General features: G+C 40.9%; 15 protein-coding genes. 10 read left to right on the top strand and 5 right to left on the bottom strand.

Going from position 1 to position 17,870, the window contains the following annotated elements:
• Positions 1-658: 658 nt before the first annotated feature.
• A complete protein-coding gene (locus tag JMW94_RS07450; RefSeq protein ID WP_201603707.1) occupies positions 659-1,099 on the top strand; it encodes a transposase family protein in 441 nt (146 codons plus the stop codon).
• Positions 1,100-1,110: 11 nt separating this feature from the next.
• Positions 1,111-1,491: a transposase family protein gene (locus tag JMW94_RS15115; protein ID WP_201603720.1), complete on the top strand. Its 381-nt coding sequence runs from the start codon at positions 1,111-1,113 to the stop codon at positions 1,489-1,491.
• A gap of 92 nt (positions 1,492-1,583) precedes the next feature.
• Here JMW94_RS15115 and JMW94_RS07440 read toward each other — a convergent pair whose 3' ends face one another.
• The 5 genes from JMW94_RS07440 to JMW94_RS07420 all read right to left on the bottom strand — a co-directional run bounded on the left by JMW94_RS07440 (position 1,584) and on the right by JMW94_RS07420 (position 10,193).
• Positions 1,584-3,680 (bottom strand): LysM peptidoglycan-binding domain-containing protein, encoded by a 2,097-nt coding sequence (locus tag JMW94_RS07440; RefSeq protein ID WP_201603705.1) that lies wholly within the window; start codon positions 3,678-3,680, stop codon positions 1,584-1,586.
• 36 nt (positions 3,681-3,716) lie between these two features.
• Complete coding sequence (locus tag JMW94_RS07435) at positions 3,717-4,238, bottom strand: hypothetical protein (protein ID WP_201603703.1); 522 nt, start codon at positions 4,236-4,238, stop codon at positions 3,717-3,719.
• A gap of 129 nt (positions 4,239-4,367) precedes the next feature.
• Positions 4,368-4,718: a lysozyme inhibitor LprI family protein gene (locus JMW94_RS07430; RefSeq protein ID WP_201603701.1), complete on the bottom strand. Its 351-nt coding sequence runs from the start codon at positions 4,716-4,718 to the stop codon at positions 4,368-4,370.
• Between the two features lie 29 nt (positions 4,719-4,747).
• A complete protein-coding gene (locus JMW94_RS07425) occupies positions 4,748-7,201 on the bottom strand; it encodes a LysM peptidoglycan-binding domain-containing protein (RefSeq protein ID WP_201603699.1) in 2,454 nt (817 codons plus the stop codon).
• Positions 7,194-10,193 carry a contractile injection system protein, VgrG/Pvc8 family gene (locus JMW94_RS07420; protein ID WP_201603697.1) on the bottom strand — a complete coding sequence of 1,000 codons (3,000 nt, stop codon included), beginning with the start codon at positions 10,191-10,193 and terminating at the stop codon, positions 7,194-7,196. The genes JMW94_RS07425 and JMW94_RS07420 overlap by 8 nt, the downstream gene beginning before the upstream one ends.
• A gap of 216 nt (positions 10,194-10,409) precedes the next feature.
• Between JMW94_RS07420 and JMW94_RS07415 the strand changes: the two genes are divergently transcribed.
• The 8 genes from JMW94_RS07415 (at position 10,410) to tssG (ending at position 17,757) form a co-directional block, all read left to right on the top strand.
• Entirely contained in the window at positions 10,410-10,844 is a 435-nt protein-coding gene (locus JMW94_RS07415; protein ID WP_201603695.1) for a hypothetical protein, read from the top strand.
• A 19-nt stretch (positions 10,845-10,863) separates the two neighbouring features.
• Positions 10,864-11,646, top strand: coding sequence for a hypothetical protein (locus tag JMW94_RS07410; RefSeq protein ID WP_201603693.1), 783 nt, complete (start codon positions 10,864-10,866; stop codon positions 11,644-11,646).
• A gap of 21 nt (positions 11,647-11,667) precedes the next feature.
• Positions 11,668-12,180: a type VI secretion system contractile sheath small subunit gene (gene tssB / locus JMW94_RS07405; protein ID WP_045448203.1), complete on the top strand. Its 513-nt coding sequence runs from the start codon at positions 11,668-11,670 to the stop codon at positions 12,178-12,180.
• 3 nt (positions 12,181-12,183) lie between these two features.
• Positions 12,184-13,674: a type VI secretion system contractile sheath large subunit gene (gene tssC / locus JMW94_RS07400; protein ID WP_045451930.1), complete on the top strand. Its 1,491-nt coding sequence runs from the start codon at positions 12,184-12,186 to the stop codon at positions 13,672-13,674.
• A gap of 52 nt (positions 13,675-13,726) precedes the next feature.
• Positions 13,727-14,230, top strand: coding sequence for an Hcp family type VI secretion system effector (locus JMW94_RS07395; RefSeq protein WP_025651832.1), 504 nt, complete (start codon positions 13,727-13,729; stop codon positions 14,228-14,230).
• A 100-nt stretch (positions 14,231-14,330) separates the two neighbouring features.
• Positions 14,331-14,822: a type VI secretion system baseplate subunit TssE gene (gene tssE, locus JMW94_RS07390; RefSeq protein ID WP_193009440.1), complete on the top strand. Its 492-nt coding sequence runs from the start codon at positions 14,331-14,333 to the stop codon at positions 14,820-14,822.
• A gap of 77 nt (positions 14,823-14,899) precedes the next feature.
• Positions 14,900-16,723: a type VI secretion system baseplate subunit TssF gene (gene tssF, locus JMW94_RS07385; protein ID WP_201603691.1), complete on the top strand. Its 1,824-nt coding sequence runs from the start codon at positions 14,900-14,902 to the stop codon at positions 16,721-16,723.
• On the top strand, positions 16,687-17,757 hold the full coding sequence (tssG, locus tag JMW94_RS07380) for a type VI secretion system baseplate subunit TssG (protein WP_201603683.1): 1,071 nt from the start codon (positions 16,687-16,689) through the stop codon (positions 17,755-17,757). Before tssF ends, tssG begins: the two co-directional genes overlap by 37 nt.
• Positions 17,758-17,870: the final 113 nt, after the last annotated feature.

The raw sequence follows: 17,870 nt of genomic DNA, 5'->3' as shown, positions 1-17,870 counted from the left end.
TGATCTAAACCCTATCGAGAAAAAGTGGGCACAGGCTAAGTTTCTACGCCAAGGGTGGATGGAGAATAATTTACCAAAACTGTTTCAGGATATGGGCTGTATCTCTTTTATTATAGACTGACTATATTATGATTTTTATCAATTAATCCAATTCTAGAATTAGGATAGATATTCGCTTCATATACCTTATCTTTGTATGTAATTTTAGTGGAAGCTGTAAATGCAAAATCAATAGGAGACAAATCACGAATATTATTAATAGTACCGTTATATTCTTTAAAGTTTTTTAAGTTTACGATACTGTCAAACTCATTAAAATTCTTCCAGTAGTCACATAATAAGAGTTGATCATTATTAAGTTCGAAATCATCACAGTTTAAGGTAATATTATATTGAACACTATTGGATTCTCGATTGATAGATGCTTCTGAATTTGCTGGATTGCTGCAGCCAGTTATTAATAATATAACTGTTGTGATAAATGTTTTTTTATATAGAGAAACATCATTGTTCCTTAGGAAATCTTGAATGAAATACAAGCTTTGGTTTACGGTAAGGCGCTGGTTTAGGTGGTGTCGGAGGGTTAGGTAAATAGACCTCTTGCAAAAGTAGCAGAGGGATTTAAAATAAGAAACACATCCATAACTGGCTAGGAACCATGCCAAATATAGATAAGCTACTCAAACAAAATGATGCAGGCTTTAAACGCTACACAGGTATTCATAAAGCGACCTTTCATGAAATGCTAAATGCTATGCAACAGCATGAAGCACAAAAGACTAAATCAGGTAGACCAAGTGAGCTTAGTCTTGAGGAACAGATATTACTGGCCCTCACTTATTGGCGTGAATACCGGACGCTGTACCACATCAGTATGGACTTCGGAATTCATGAGTCTTCTGCCAGCCGCATCATTCGTAAAGTTGAAGACATATTGATTGATTCAGGTAGGTTTGAGTTGCCTAAAAAGCTTCCTAGTAGAGTTGATGACGATATTAATTGCTCAGTCGTCATCGTCGATGCCACCGAAACCCCAATTGAGCGTCCAAAAAAAACCAAAGAGACTACTACAGCGGTAAGAAAAAACAACACACCTTAAAAACTTAGGTTATCGTTCATTGGCAAACCAGTTTAATATTAGATATTCAAACGTCTAAAGGTTCAGTTCACGATTTTAAGCTGTATAAAGATACTTGTCCTGATTGGCTACCTGACAATGCTAAATTACTAGCAGATAGTGGCTATCAGGGTATTGCAAAGCTACATAAACAAACCTTCACCCCCTTTAAAAAGCCACGTGGGGGTCATCTGTTAGACCTTTGCAAACAAGCCAATCACTATCTGTCTAAGTTTCGCATTATGGTTGAACACAAAATAGACTTAATTAAATTATTCAAAATCGTGGCTCATAAATATCGCAACCGTCGTCAGCGCTATGATCTTAGAATGAAGCTATTCGCCAGTGTTGTTAATTTCGAGCTTGGTCTATGACTTTTGCAAGAGGTCTATTATTTTTTCATTGAGATCCAAACAAATCTACCTTCGTAATCTGTCTTACTACACAAGTCTTCATGAAAATGGACTTAATCATAAGTCAAGTTGAAATGCTTCATTAGTCCAATTAGCAAACAGGCGACTGACTTAGCCTGCCTTTCAGTTAGCTCCTCCCATTTCTCTTTATTCTCATAATATAATCCAGATACTTCAATGCCTATAGCAGTTGAATTACCTATCCCAGCTTTTATGGTTTTTGGAAAAGGTGCTCTGCCCATATGATTAGATTTAGATGTGACACTAACAGCTTGATAAATCTGTCCATCTTTACCTTTACTATTGTCTACATAAAAATGCGCACCAGTTGTTGTATTTCGTCCTGCTGTAATACTACTCATTGCTGATGCTCCAACTGTGCGATGTAAAACAATTGCTTTGCAATTCATAGTATTTGGATGGTTCATTTTTTTTATCAGTTCCATTTGTATTTTTGGATTAGTTGATAATCCTTTACTATCAATTTGGAAATTTTGACACATACAGTTCTTAATATTATTAACACAAAGGGTAGAGGATACTGGCTTTTCAACAAGGCTAAACTTCTCACAATTCCCAAATGACTTATAATCTTCACCATCTGTCAAAAAATGCTTGATCGACTGTGCAATTTCAGACTTCATGACTATATCGTCACCATTTTTATCCATATTATTTCTTGAAAATTTTGCTACTCTCTCTTCTTTTCTAGTTTTAGTTTCATTAGGTAAGTCTAAGTCGGCAGAAATTTTTGCAAATACAACGTGTTCAGGTAATCTACTAGAAGCAGGAAATAGAACCTGAAGGTAAAAATCTATAAATTCAAGATCTTTATTTTTGATAGATTTAAAGTGTTTTTCAACAATATCTAAATACTCTAATACAGTCATATCAGCAAGTTGTTTAATTCTTCTTAGGGTTTTACCATCATCCCAATAATTATGAACGTTTTCAAAAATTGGTTGTTTACCCGTTAATCCTTTATAAGTATCGGGCATAATTTGAATGAGGCCTGTGCCGCCAGAGTTTCTTTTATTGGGAACTACCGTTTCAAATTTCTCTCCACTTTCCCAAGCAAACACAGCCATCAAATTATTTGCTGTTTTCAAGTAATTATTTGGCCATAGATTTTGGCATATCTCAATAATTTTCAATCGTTCATCGCAATCAAACTTTTTACCCCAAATCAAATCATGCGCTTTACAAACACACGAACCATTAGTAGTGGCTACATCCTTTGGTGAACCATCTGAACTGTTCGAGTTATTTGTCGTAACATTTATAGGATTATTTGTTGTGTTTGACTGCGACGATGAACCACCGCCTGTAGACGACGTGTTAGACCCACCTTTAGGAATCTTTAGCTTATCACCTGGATGAATAGTATCCTCTAAACTTAGACCATTAGCACGGGCTAAGTCATTAGTATTAACACCATGCTTTTGAGCGATAGCGCTTAGCGTATCACCACTCTTTACAGTATAAGTACCTAAAGCTGATGAAGCGTTTGGTGATGTCGAAGTAGGAGAGGAACTACTTGAACCAGTAGAAGGCTCTTGACCAGTAGGTCTGTCATTCTTGCCACCGCTCATAGCGTCATTAATACCCTCTAAACCTTCTTTTGCCTTGTCGCCTAAAGCCCCTAGACCGTCACCAATACTACCAATGGCTCCACCGATAGCACCAACCGTTCCTTTTGCTATATCAGTTACAGTATCCATTGCACCATCAAAGAAGCCCTCCTCTTTATCAGAAGCAGAAGGTTTTGATGATTGCTCTGGAGTAGGTCTAGCAGTGGGGGTGGGCGAAGGTTTAGTCGCTGTTTGGGTTTTAGCTGAGCCGTTACCACGTAGCTTAATCGTTTGTTTCACTTGCAGCGTTGTTGGATCTGTAATACCATTGATACGCTTAAGCTCTTCTACTGACACCCCACTTCTTTGCGAAATACCAGATAATGTGTCTCCCTTTTTTACCTTATAGTGAGTTTGAGTTTTTAGAGAATCAGGTCTGTTATTGGTAATGCCTGTTAAGCTACTGTTCGATGGTAGTATTTTGAGCCACTGACCAGAATATATTTCATCCTCTTCTTTAATTTTATCTTTATTGAGCTGAAATAATATCTGCCAAGTGGTATCGTGTCCTTGCCTCAATTTGGATTACATTTTAGGGATGAAAAACATTCTGCTCTAGGAGGTTAGATTGGTAATATTCCCTTTGAAGTCAATCTTATAACTAAAATTAGAAACTGTACTGCTGTACCCGTTAATTACTAAATTGTTAGTTATAGAATAGTTAGAGTTCATAGGTAGTTCAATGTACTTTGTATTATCTCCATTGCTAACAATTATATAATAAAAGTCAACTTCTCCTTCTTCAGTATATCCAGCTGCATAGATATCTAAGCCATAACTGTTTTCTATATTATAATAGGTTCCAGCCATGACTCCTGCCGGTCCGTTTTTAGAATTAGAAAATATTTTGTTATAAAGCGTACTATTGAAAGGATTTCGAATACAGTTTTTCAACTTACAGGTAACTTTACCATCAGTAATAGAAAAGATTATTTTATTGCTATTATCTTTATCAGTACTTGTAGTGATATTTCTTGTTATATCATTAGTTTCATTGATAATTTCAGGATTATAATCGCACCCACTCATTGCTATAATTGATGTCAGTAAGGCGCTAGCTATAAGTTTTACATTCATAATGTGACCGTCTAGATAGTTTAATTTTAAAGTAATATAAATTTTTAGTTGATAGTAAATATTATCCAGGGTATTTCAGCTACAAAATAAAAAGTATAAATGTACTTGTTTGAAATTTATTGCTAGTACTTACTGGGGAAGCCTAGATAGTTCATTCAATCGATCTTGGTTTAGATTTACTAAGCACTCTAAAGGCAATAATTCGGAACCAATTCCCTGTGATGCTGATGCTTCGGATCCAATATAGTCTTTGCAATAACTATCTCGATAGCTTATCCAGTTAATTTGAGATTTTTCAAAAATATTTTTATAATCCGTAAGCTGATAGTTTTTATAGTAAACTTGAGCTATCTTCTTTTTAATCTCTTCATTTTTTATCTTTAGTTGTACTATTGAATTTGCTTTGTTAGGTCCAGCAAAAGAAATACTAAATACCGATGTTAGTATCAAAATGCTCAAAAAACTAATTAGATATTTCATTTTTCATTCCTCAAATTATTATAGTTGGATTACTCTAATATTAGTGAAAATGGTGGCGGTCTATGTTTCATTAACTCTTGTGTTGTACCATGAACATGAATAGCGCTTCCTGCACCGTATATGTAACCTGATTTCTTAGCTTGCTGTTCAACATCTCTAACCCACTTTTTCGTACTTGCGGAAGCTTCTTTAAGAACGTTTGGGTTAGCATAATTTAAGTTATTTCCTACACTAGATGGAGTACCAGAAGCTCTTGCTCTTAGATGGGACATAACAGTATTCCTTAGTCTCTTAGTAACTCTGCTTTCTGGAACATTTTGTACACTACCGTACGCTGTAGGACGTGGTGCATTAATGTCAGAAAATTGCCAACGTTCATTTATTACTTCTCTAATTGTCGACCATTTTTTTAGTCCTGTCATTCTTCTATTTAGAACCGTATCTACAACTCCTGCAGCTTGCAGGCTAAAATTCTTATCAGATAAAGTAGATACTACTTCTGTAGCAGTGACCTTTACTATATCGTCGACATCTTGTGTGCTTAAATGTAGTTTTAGCTCAGCAGAGTGTATTTTGGGAATAAAACTGCCACCGCAGGCAAGCATTTTATTATTAGCATGAGTACTTAAATCATCACCGATCATACCTACAACAGTTTTAGAAAAAAATGAAACTTTTAGATACTTTTCTTCATATCTACTTACATCATAATGTACCCAACTAGTAGCTGCATTACTACCGTCATTCCACTTGGATGGCTCAAGCCAAATTATATTCGTTTCTCGCTTTAAACTAGCATTCATCTGTTGAATAAAAACTACCTTACGAATTTTTTCCATGTCAGAAATAGATTTGGTTCTAACTCCATTTTTGTTGAAATGCATATCAAATGCCAATCCCATATGGTTTACTGTTTTTCTTCCCTTCTGTTCATTTCGAATAATGCACCTATAAGCAGAATCTATTGATTCCAACGTGAATTTTAATTCGGGATAGACAGAATCTAAATAAAACATCATTGCTTTTAGCATCCATATAACGCTTCTATGTGTACCAGGGTATTCATTGGCTATATTATTACCGCTAGGAACGCTCATCCTACCGTTACCAAAACCAGAACATTGACCACAAGGACATTTCATTTGTTCGTGATAAGGTCCGATTGGATATTGATAATTAAATTTGTCAATTGCTTTAATAAGTGAGCCACAAATTTTACCTGTTTCAGGTGCTTTCATATAATCACGCTGAAACTGTTTGATGCACTTTTCTGTAAGGTGTGTAAAATCACTACTAGGTAGGGCGCCGCCAAAACCTGCAAGTCTAATATTTACTTCTAAAACTAATTTCTTCTCTGCTTTATCGGTGGTTCTGCCTTTAAATATACAGGCAGGATCATCTTTGCAAACAGTGCCACTTACGACCTTTGGTGTACCATCTTTTGAGCTGTACTCTTGTTCAACAGGAATTTTTATAGGAGTATCTGTTTTAATTTTCGCATTAGTACCGGCCGCAGGCGCTCCTCCAGCTGGCTCATCCTTCTTGCCACCACTCATAGCATCAGTGACACCTTCAACCCCCTCCTTTGCCTTATCACCTATCCATTTAGTAGCACCGCCAATAGCTCCAACCGTTCCTTTTGCTATATCAGTCACAGTATCTAGTACACCATCGAAAAGCCCATCTTCTTCATCAGAAGAGCTTGGGGCCGTAGTTGGTCTAGGTTTAGCCGTTGATGTGGGGGAGGATTTAGGACTTGCATGAGATTGTGCTGAACCATTTCCACGAAGTTTAATTGTCTGACCCTCTTGCAACGTTGTTGGGTTCGTTATCCCATTCATACGTTGAAGCTCTCCTACTGACACGCCGCTTCTTTGTGAAATACCAGATAATGTCTCTCCTTTTTTCACTTTATACTGAGTCTGTGAGGTTAGTGAGTCAGGTCTCTCATTAGTTATACCCGTTAAGCTACTACCTTTTGGTGGCACTTTAATAAATTGACCTGTAACTATTTTATCAGGGTCTTTAATAGTCGACTTGTTGAGCTGCGCTAGTATCTGCCAAGTGGTGTCATGCATTTTAGCAATGGTGTATAGATCTTGACCTTTCTTAACTTCGTACTCATCTTTACCTGCCGCAACTTTATGGGTACTTCTTTTGTATGAGCCGCTAATTTCACTAAGTGCTTTGAGCTTGGCTAATTGAATATAAAAAGGTGCTTTTAGAGTGTATTTACCTTCTTTGGCAGGAACACTAATATAACTCTTAACCTTAATCATCTCTTTCGTCAACGGATGACGAATATGAACCACTAGTATAGTGCCAGGTGGTCGACTGATTGGTGTTCCAAGTCCTTGACTGTCAGATTTGCTGATACTAATAGGCGTTCCTGATTCTCTAACCTCATGATACAAATTAGGAAAAGGGTTGTTAAGAAGGTCAACAAATTTGAGTTGAAATACAATACTTTTGGTTTTACTCATCGTTGCTCTCCTGATAAGAGTCTTGGCCTAAAGAATCGTTTGACTCATTACTGTCATATTCATCAGACATTTCTGTCTCTTCATCCTCGTCAGGTTCAAACTCAACACTCCAATCCGTATCTTTAAAGCCCACTAGTATTTCAACCTCTTCTTCTTTATCACTAATAACTGGTGCGGTACGTCCATGCTCATCTAATACACCTTCTATCAGCTGCCCATCAGGTCGTAGCATCTGGAACTCGATATCTTTAAAATTGTGCTGATAAAACAAATCATAAACATCAAGCTTATTACTAAACAACGGAACAGTCTCAGGCATCATCGGTAATGAATAATTAGCTCTTGCCCCACTCACCAAACCCTTCTTCACCGCCTGAATCTTAATCGTCCCTGGGCACACAAGCTTAATGCCACTATCATCAATTGTAATCGAAGCCCCCGCTGACGTTTGCAGCTTAATACGCTTCGGACTCGACACATTGATCTGTCCCGACTCACTACCAATCGTCATCCCTTGCTGAGAATGTAATTGCAGCTCACCGCCTTGTGCCTGAATACCGAGTGGTTCTCTATTGGCACTGATATGTAGTCCTGACTTATTGGCTTGACCGCCAACGCCCGAGAGCGACTCAATCGTATTTGCCGTCAGCATATAATTACCCGCCACCACCTCTGACTGCGTGCTGCCTGATTGTTTGGCAATCGTCTCTGCTGTCCAGAGGGTATTGTTGGCAGATGCGAGAATACTGTCACGGCTGACCAGCATTACATCGGGCGCGCCCAATACTTCCGTATTGAGGGTCTCATCGATCACTTGTGCCGTGGTTTTAAAGGCATCTATTGATTGACCCGCACGGCTGAGCGCCTCGGTCGATTGCAGATGGGCTTGTTTGGCTTCTTTTAGCGTCTCACCCAGCTCAGCACCTATTTTAAGCTGACGTTGTCCTGCATCATTGACCCAAGCTGACTCGTGCTCACTTTGACTATGCCTGACACCAAAAGTTGATAGCAGTACGCCTGTATCACCGGTGATTTGCAAGCCATGGTCGGTTGCTAGATTAATACCTTGTCCACTGGTTGATGATTGATGATTGCTAAAGCGATGACGCAGTATTCCAAGCTCAAGCACATGCTCATCAGAGGCAAAGGTGGCGCTAGAAGTGATGGTTGGTGTCTCAGCATTGGCTTTGCTGCCCGTATTCACCGTCCACTGGAGACCGACTTTATTAGGCGTGTCATCGAAACTTAGGCTTACCTCAGAATCAGACGTCAGCCCATATTGAGCAATACCAGAAATCCAACCACTGTGAGTATCATCTTCACTAATTTGCGAATGACCCAAACCACCACCATGCCAACGAGGAGAAGATCCTCCTTGCAAGTTGTGTCTATTCGATAAGCCTGCGTCACGAGTGGTGATGTCTTTGTCATCGGCATCGCCCATACCGATACCGTCATAAAGCGATCTGCTAATCACAGGACTGTCTATATCACCGTACCAATGGTTAAGCAGTACCGACTGCCCAAGCCTTGGCGCAAACTGCCAACCATGAGTGCTACCCGATGACAGCTGCAATGAGCGCAGTGGCGGGGTAGTGCCGTCATCGTGAGGACTGATACCTGACCAAACAGGCGTGGTGATGGTTTGTTGTAGATTATCAGTGCTGACACTGGAGTCATAGCTGGGGGAGGCTGATAAGCTTGCGTCACCAGTACGTGCTTGGGTGAGACCCGTGTAAGTGCTACTGGCAAAGGATAAAGAACTGGGATAAGGGCAATAAGGAATAGCTGCGTCAAGTAACGTCGCTGATACCCAAACCCCAGTATCGCGGGCGATGTCAAAACCATGATCGGGTATTGAAAAGTGATTGTGATTCATTGTACGACAGTGCATATGCTGAGCAGTGCGCTGTAACCACTGTTTGATAAATATTTGATGATGGTATGAAACGCTATCGTTGTCAGGCTCAATACCGATTAAGGTAACCGCGATACAATGCGTCGATAAGCTTCCAATAGAGGGTAGGTTATTGATACTCACTGGGCTACCGACACTTAGACCACGCATGGCTCCAGTCGCTTGATAAGTTTCGCGCTGACAGTGATTGGCAGATATCCATTGCTGTGCAAGATGAGCGGCGGCATCATCGCTGTGCACGCGAGACGGCGCACCAATTAATACCGTCGTGTCATCTGTCGCAAGCGGCGACTCATCTACCGCTTGACCTTCATAAATGGTATCAGCCGCTAACCCATCTGCTCGTACTATTACCCTATCACTGCCAAGTTGCTGCGACCTCATTTGTAGCGTATGGACACTATCTTGACCTGATTGTACGGATGATTGGGCATAACTATAGGTCAGCGGTATGAGCTCGCCTGTGTCTAAACCATCAACCAACCACCACGTGCCAAGCTCATCGACGGAATTCCCTGACACCCATAAAGTCGATATACCAATATCAGCGAGCAGTCCAGTGATGAATTCATAGTCGCTGACATCCGACTGGGTGCGCATGGATAAAGGTGCCGATAAATGCGCTGACGATTCATCATCCGATGACAAAAGAGACTCAGATATTTGCCAATTTAAATCGTAATCACTAAGGATGAGGGTAATAATATCGAGCGTCGATTGATTGATAAAACTGCGGGTATGTATCGACTGTGCCAACTGCCAATCGGGGCTAACAACTTCTAAAGTATAAAAGTGCATCGCGCCATCAGATTGCTGATAACGGATGCTTCGTATCAGCCCAGTACGACAGCTAGCGGTACGATCAGCGGAAAACGTGGTTAAGCATATCGGAGCATTGATTAATGATAAACAAGCGTTCGATTCGATAAAATTATAACCAAACACTAGTATGTCAATATTGTCAGATTGATTAATACCGCTTGCACCGCAAAACGCAACAGGGTAAAAGGTGTTTATCGTTGAATTATCAGTATTAACGGTAATATTATGTAGACGATTGGTCTTAGAAGGCATAAGAAGGGTACCGTTACTGCTTATTTTATACCAAGAAAATGGCTTGAATGGGTGGATTACTAAATTATTTATTAAGAAAAGTATAGAGTTTATTGAAATATTGTCAAGTATATGTATAATCAACCTCATTGATTTTTTATGATTAATGAACTTTAGTTATATTTATTTCTTTTAAAAAATCTATCCTTTTATATTTTTAGTGATGATACTGTTGTTATGAATCCTATTTATCGTACTAAACTTGCCACCGCAGGTCTGCTATCAGTCTTACTTAGCGCTTCTTTATTGACAGCGGGTTGTGGCAGCACTGCTCAGAAAAATGTACAAACCACGGTCAGCAAACCAATAGTGAAGCAGTTGAGTGAGCCTTCGCTTGCCTATTTGTCAAACGGCAATCAACTTAGCAGTGAAGCGTGGATGACTATTGCCAAAAATAACTATGAAAAAAAACGCTATGCACGGGCATTGAGAGCAGCTAATGAAGCTCTAAGCGTTGATAATGAAAGGCTTGATGCACGTCAGCTTGCCATGCTTTCAGCAGTTAAAGTGATGGAAAGTAATATTGATGCTTATCACGATAATAGTGGTGATAAGGCGACACTGAATGAAACGCTCACCAATATCACCACTTTAGTTAACGCGTCTAATTAAAATAATGTTGAGCAGGCACATGTATTTATCTCACACCAATAATGGCGAGCACCGACTTACAATGACCAGTATCAGAAGCAATATTAGAGTCAGTTTTACGCTATCCAAAGCGTTTTTGGCAGGTCTATTCATTATGGGTTCAGCAATGACTACCGCCCATAGTGAGCTTGTCATACAAGAAAAAGACCCCGGTTCTAGCATCATAAATCAATTTTCGGCACTCAAAAATGCTGATGCAAAATCACCGCAACTGCATCAACTGGTCACGGATTTGAATCAAAGAGTATCTCGTAATCCTAATGACTCGCTAGCATGGGAGATTTTGGCGCAGATTTATTCTAACAATGGCTATCATGCTTATGCTGTTTACGCAGCTAATGAAGCCATTGATCTGGGTCAAAGCACTGCTAAGCTAAAAAAGATACTACTCAATAGCAGCGCTATCGTCTCCCAAAGCCAACTGCAGTCAGATTATCTCACTGATGAAGTGGACGCAGCGTTTTTGAAGGAGTATCAGTACGCTTTAAGTAAAATATATGGTGATATCTATGGTTTCAATTACGATGAGTCTTTGCCGAAACCACCAGCGCCAGTCGTCAAGCCTAGAAGCGGTAGATCAGGCACTAAATCAAAACCTCAGCCCCAGGTGTCTGTAAAAAAAGCATCGAAGCCTATTAAGAAAAAACCAGCCGTAAAAAAACCGCCACGACCACCAAAAGTTAAGCCTGTTACTAAACCTTCACCTACCAAAAAAAGTAACGCCAAATCGACTGATCCATTCAGTATATTGCGTTCAAACTAGACATTGCTGAGGTAACTTATTATGGCAAAGCAAGACAGTGTACAAAAGAAACTCGCAAAAGTACGTGCGCCTCGGGTGCATCTGACTTATGACGTTGAAGTAGGCGATGCGATCGAAACCAAGGAAATTCCTTTTGTCGTTGGCGTTTTGGGAGAGTTTTCAGGAGATTCCACCCTTGAACAACCGCGCTTTAAGGACAAAAAATTTGTCGAAGTAGATTTAGATACCTTCGATGAGGTGATGTCAGGTCTAGCACCGCGTGCGACCTTTCGAGTAAGCAATGACTTGAGTGATAAAGGCGGCGAATTCGCGGTTGATTTGGCATTCAATAGTATCAACGATTTTCGTCCTGAAGCGGTTGCTGATCAAATTGAGCCACTAAAGCAATTGGTACAAGCACGAGATCGCTTAGCAGATTTACGCAACAAAATATCAGCCAACGAAAAACTTGAAGACCTATTAGATGACGTGCTTAAGAACACTGAGCAAGTCAAAAAAATGGCGGAACAAAATCAAACCGATGGTGAGGATTAAACGATGAGTGCCCAAGCCCAGCAAAATCTAGCACCTGATGCGTTAAATAATGACAGTTACGACTTACTCGAAGAAATCGTCAATAAAAGTAACGTTGCCAAGTCTGATGACGAAAAAAATCGTGCCAAGTCGCAAATTGCAGAGCTTGCCAATGAAGTCATGCAAGGCACCGTAACGTTGTCAGATAATTTGGCCGCATCGATTGACGCGCGTATTGCCCAAATTGACGCGTTGATCTCCAAGCAGCTGACCACCGTCATGCACGCGCCCGAGTTTCAAAAGCTAGAGTCCAGCTGGCGTGGCTTGCATTATTTATGTAGCCAGACTCCGTCGGAATCCATGCTAAAGATTCGTATGATGAATACTACGAAGCGCGAACTGACTAAAGATTTTCAATCGTCAATTGATTTTGATCAAAGCACGCTGTTTAAGAAAATATACGAAGAAGAGTTCGGTAGCTTCGGTGGTGAACCTTATGCCGCTATCGTTGGTGACTTTGAATTTACTCGCCAAAACTCAGACATGTATCTGCTCGAGCAATTGTCTCATGTTGCGGCCGCTTCTCATGCACCTTTTGTGTCGGCGGCTTCCGCTGAAATGTTTGGTCTTGACTCCTTTACCGACATTGGTCGCCCGCGAGATTTGTCAAAGATATTTGAAACCGCTGAATATATACGCTGGCGCGCGTTCAGACAGTCAGAAGATGCGCGATATGTTGCGTTAACCGTGCCTAGCTTTTTAGGTCGTCTGCCTTACGATCCTAAAGATGGCACGGTGGTTGAAGGATTTAATTTTACGGAAGAAGTTTCTGGTAATAATCATGACGATTATCTATGGGTGAACGCAGCTTATGCGTTCGCTTCACGCTTGACGGCGGCTTTTTCTGACTATCGTTGGTGTGCTGCTATTCGCGGCGTTGAGGGTGGTGGCTTGGTTGAAGGGTTACCTGTTCATACTTTTAAGACTGACGAAGGGGATTTGGCACTTAAGTGTCCAACGGAAATCTCTATCACCGATCGCCGAGAAAAAGAGTTGAGCGACTTAGGGTTTATCCCGTTAGTCCATTGCAAAAATACCAATTACGCTGCTTTTTTTGGGGCGCAGTCAGTACAAAAAGCCAAAACTTATCAAAACGATGATGCCAATGCCAATGCTGCGCTATCGACGCAGATCCAATACATTATGGCGGTGTCACGTATTGCCCATTACCTAAAAGCAATGATGCGCGATAAGGTAGGTAGCTTCTTAGCGCCTGGTAATGTTGAGTCGTTTTTAAATGACTGGATTTCTCGTTATGTCTTGCTAGATGACGGCGCCTCACAAGAAGCAAAAGCCCAGTACCCACTGCGCGAAGCTTCTGTACAAGTTGTAGAAGTGCCGGGTAAGCCTGGTGTCTACAAGTCCGTGGTCTTTTTGAGACCACACTTTCAACTTGACGAATTGTCTGTTTCTTTGCGTCTGGTCACTCAACTGCCGCAATCTAGCAACAGCTGATCGTTTATTAAAAACTAACGTGAAATTTAAATTTTAAAAAAAGGTATGTGATATGAAAGATATTTATATTCAGTTCCGCGGTAAATATAAAATTGATGGCGAGTCTCGTGATAGCGAGCATAAAGGTTGGCTTGAAGTAAATACTTGGGATCACTTGATCCGTCAGCCAAAATCAGCGACAGCAAGTAGCGTTGGTGGTCATACTTCTGAGCGTTGTGAGCATGCTGACATGACGTTTATGAAAGATTTGGACTCAACCAGCCCTAAACTATGGGAAGCGTGTTCTGCTGGTTATACTTTTGATGAGATCCAAATTGATTTTTATCGTGCCAACGGTGACAAACGCGTTAAATATCTTGAAGTAAAACTTAAGCATGCGCTGATCGCAAGTGTCGAGCCAACGGTACGTTCTGAAGGCGTACCAATCGAAAAAGTCGGTATCAAATATGCTGCTGTTGAGTGGACTTACACCCAGCAAGATATCGATGGTACTGCTAAAGGCGCTGTGACTAAAAAATGGTCACTAGCCAACAACACTGCTACTTATACCGCCTAATTTAGGTTGTATCAGGTGTCATCTATTGTGTCGTACCGAAAAAGAAAGGTTTATATCTAGGCCTTTCTTTTTTGTTTGTTAAATAGGAATGATTATATCAATGAATTACGCCACTAACGCCTCTAACAAAGAAATTGGCTTTCGTCCAAATTTGTTCGAGCAGTTATTTGATGATCAGCCCCGTCATTTGTCGCATGAGCTCGTGGTTCGTCGTCTTAATATCGATGAGCTAAAGTCTTCGGTCGCACGAGACCTTGAAGCTTTATTAAATACGCGTTGTGTGGTGTCAAGTAAGCTTCAGGCCTATCAACACGTGCGCTCATCGATATTGAATTTTGGCATATTAGATTTTGTGGGACTCAGCAGTGCCAATCCTACTGACTGTGATTATATCTGTCGCCAAATAGCCCAAACAGTCGAGCAACAAGATACCCGGCTAAAAAACGTTCGCGTATCGCTAGATATTGGCGCTGTTGATGTCAATCAACTGTGTTTTTCTATTGAAGCATTATTAAAGGTTTATCCAGCACAAGAGCTGGTCAGCTTCGATGCGTTCTTTGAGCCAAGCTCTCAGCGTTACTTAATAAAATAATCATTATCCCATTAATGAAATAACTACTACTACCGCTCAATTTATACAGTTAGCAGCGATCAATATATTGAGGCGTCATGGACAGTTTACTTCCTTACTTTGAGCATGAGCTTAGCCTGTTTAATAAACAGTCAAAAGAGTTTGCCAAAAAATATCCCAAAATAGCCAATCGGTTGTTGATGGGGCACGATACCGTCGATGATCCGCATATTGAGCGCCTGATTCAGGCGTTTTCGCTCATCAGTGCGCGTATCAATAAAAAATTGGACGATTCATACGCTGATTTTACTGAGTCGCTATTAGAAGTCGTTTATCCTGATTATCTCAAACCTTTCCCATCAGTCTCTATCGCACAATTCAATTTGGGCGTGCAAGGCAATGCGATGAGTGAAGTTGTCGTCGCACCCAAGCAAAGCACGTTTGCGACTCAAAAAATAAACGGTACGCCTTGCCAATTTCAGTCCACTCAAGACGTGACATTGCTACCACTAGAAATAGATAGCGTTAGCTTTGAGACGCGTCAGGAAGTATACGACAATCAGCATGGTCTGCTGAATGGCTGTATCAGTATCAAGTTCAAAGCATTAAATCCAAGCTTTGATTATCAGGCATTATTAAATCATTCACTAGACTTATATATAGACGAAGATGCCAGTCAAGGCACGAGTTTATGGGATTTATTATGGTGTGATGTGAAGCAAACGCATCTGCATGGTAGGAAGGTTAATAAGATAACGGGCAGTCCGTTTGAGATTATAGGCTTTGACCATGAACAGCAGATTCTTCCCAGTCACCGAGTGAGTAATGCCGCTTCTGCTTTATTGAAAGAATATTTTTATTTCCCTGAAAAATTCAACTTTTTACGCCTGAATCTTGGCCGAGCTTGTCCAAACTTAAAAATTGACAGTAATGGCTTTGAGATTCGTTGCTACTTTAAGTTTGATAAAAAAAATACCATTCGTCTAAAAAACCTGCAGCAGTTAAGTACCAGTAGTATTAAGTTGTTTTGCACCCCAGTTGTCAATCTATTCAAAGCCGCTGCTAAGCCTATTCAGGTAACGCATCGTTCTGTCTATTATGATTTGGTGCCCGATACTCGTGCGCTTTTTCAGCACGAAATCTATGAGGTTAAAAAAGTCATAGAGTCGAAGCAAAGTGACAATCGTTTGATACAACGTGAATACCATCCGTTTTATGCGCTCAATCACTATGAGCAGCAAGATGAAGGTCGTTATTATCACATTAAACGTGATAAGGATATGGCTGAGTTCAAGCAGGGTTTTGAATATCAGATTATGTTTGTAGAAAAAAACCGCGAGGATTTATCAGGCGCGGTCAGTATGAGTGCGTCTTTGCTGTGTACCAATAGAGATTTGCCGGCTCAAGTAGTATTCGGTCAAAGCCGTGGCGATTTGTTTAGCGAAGGGATGACTGGCTTTAGCAGCTTATCGTTGCTAAAGCAGCCGACTAGAACGGCACGCTTCGACTATACCGGTGAGGAACGTTGGCGCTTGATATCGCTGATTAGTCTGAATTTTTTATCGCTTGCCGCCCAAGATGCGGAGCTGATGAAAGAGTATTTATCGCTATATGACATTACCCAGTCTGCTTCTAACAAACTGTTGGTCGAAGGTATTGTGTCTGTCGAAACCAGTATCGAAGCTCGACGTATTCAGCGTTTGCCACAGCCTGGGTTTGTGCGCGGTACACTGATCAATATTCAAATCAACCAAAAGAATTTTGCTGGAGTGAGTATCCGCCAGTTTGCCCATTTATTGGCGCATGTGTTTGGCTATCACGCCAGCTTAAATAGCTTTGTTGAAGTATCCATTAGTGATGCTGTTACTAAAGAGGAGATATACAGATGTCAGCCACGCAGCGGTCTCAGTCCTCTTATTTAACGGATCTAATGGCGGCGCCGCAATCTTATGAGCTATTGCAAGCGCTCCGTTTGGTTCGGCATGAAGTCAGTATGGGGTATGCACCTATTGAGGTACGTTACCGTGCCTCGTTGTCATTGGCCTATCCGCAAGCTGAAATTGAGTCGATGGCGCTCATTGCTCAGGACAATATGGAAGACAGTGGCAGCTCATTAAAGGATGGTCAAGTAAAGGCTAATTCATTAAAGGCTAGTTCATTAAAGGCTAGTTCATTAAAAATTACGCGGATAGAGGTTTGCCCTGCAGTTATCGGATTGACTGGCCCGTTGTCAGCCTTGCCAGCGATGTATACCGACCATCTAGCCTCGCGAGTCAATCATGCAAAAGATAAAGCGGCACCCGCTTTTTTAGATTTATTTAACCATCGATTGACGGATTTGTACGTGCAAGCGAGTTGGTTTTATAACTTGCCATTACAGTATGAGATAAATAATAAAAAAGACAACTATCTACTGAGCTTGCGGGCATTGGCGCGTCAGCCGAAGAAGCTAACCGCCATCGATAGCTTGATTGCTTATGCTGGCATGATCGCCCCAGGACGCCTGACAGCCGATCAGTTGTCACATGTACTGTCGCATTTTTTAGATAGCACCGTCAGTGTCGAGCAATTCGTGCCTGAGTGGTTTGATCTGCCCGCTAGCGAGCAGACCGCACTCGGTGGTCAGCATGCGGCACTTGGGGTGTCAGCGTTTTGTGGCGCGCGGGCTGTACAGTTCGATAGCAAAATTAGAATCGTCTTTCATCAGTTGGATGCCAAACGCTATTTAAGACTGTTGCCTGCAGGGGATATGTATCGCGTCATTATCGATTTTATTCGTAAATGGTGCGGTGTGAGCTTGGCGGTCGAGATGCAGCTGGAATTAGATAAGCAATATATTAGCCCTTTGTCGTTATCTGAGGATGGCTTTGGTGGTTTAGGACGCGGCGGCTTTTTGGTATCGAAGCCTGCGACTCAGCATCATGATGACACCCGCTATGCGTTGCCTATTCAGTAAAGCTTTTATCGCTAATAGATAAATTGCTTGTTTACTAATAACGCTCAATAGTCACTCTAATTTTGATGCATCCGTTTAATAAACCAGTTTAATAAAAATAATGTTATACCATT

Origin of the sequence: Psychrobacter immobilis (genome assembly GCF_904846185.1) — a bacterium.
GTDB classification, from domain to species: Bacteria; Pseudomonadota; Gammaproteobacteria; order Pseudomonadales; family Moraxellaceae; genus Psychrobacter; species Psychrobacter immobilis_B.
Note: the sequence above shows the minus strand (reverse complement) of the source record. Positions and strands in the feature narration are given on the sequence as shown.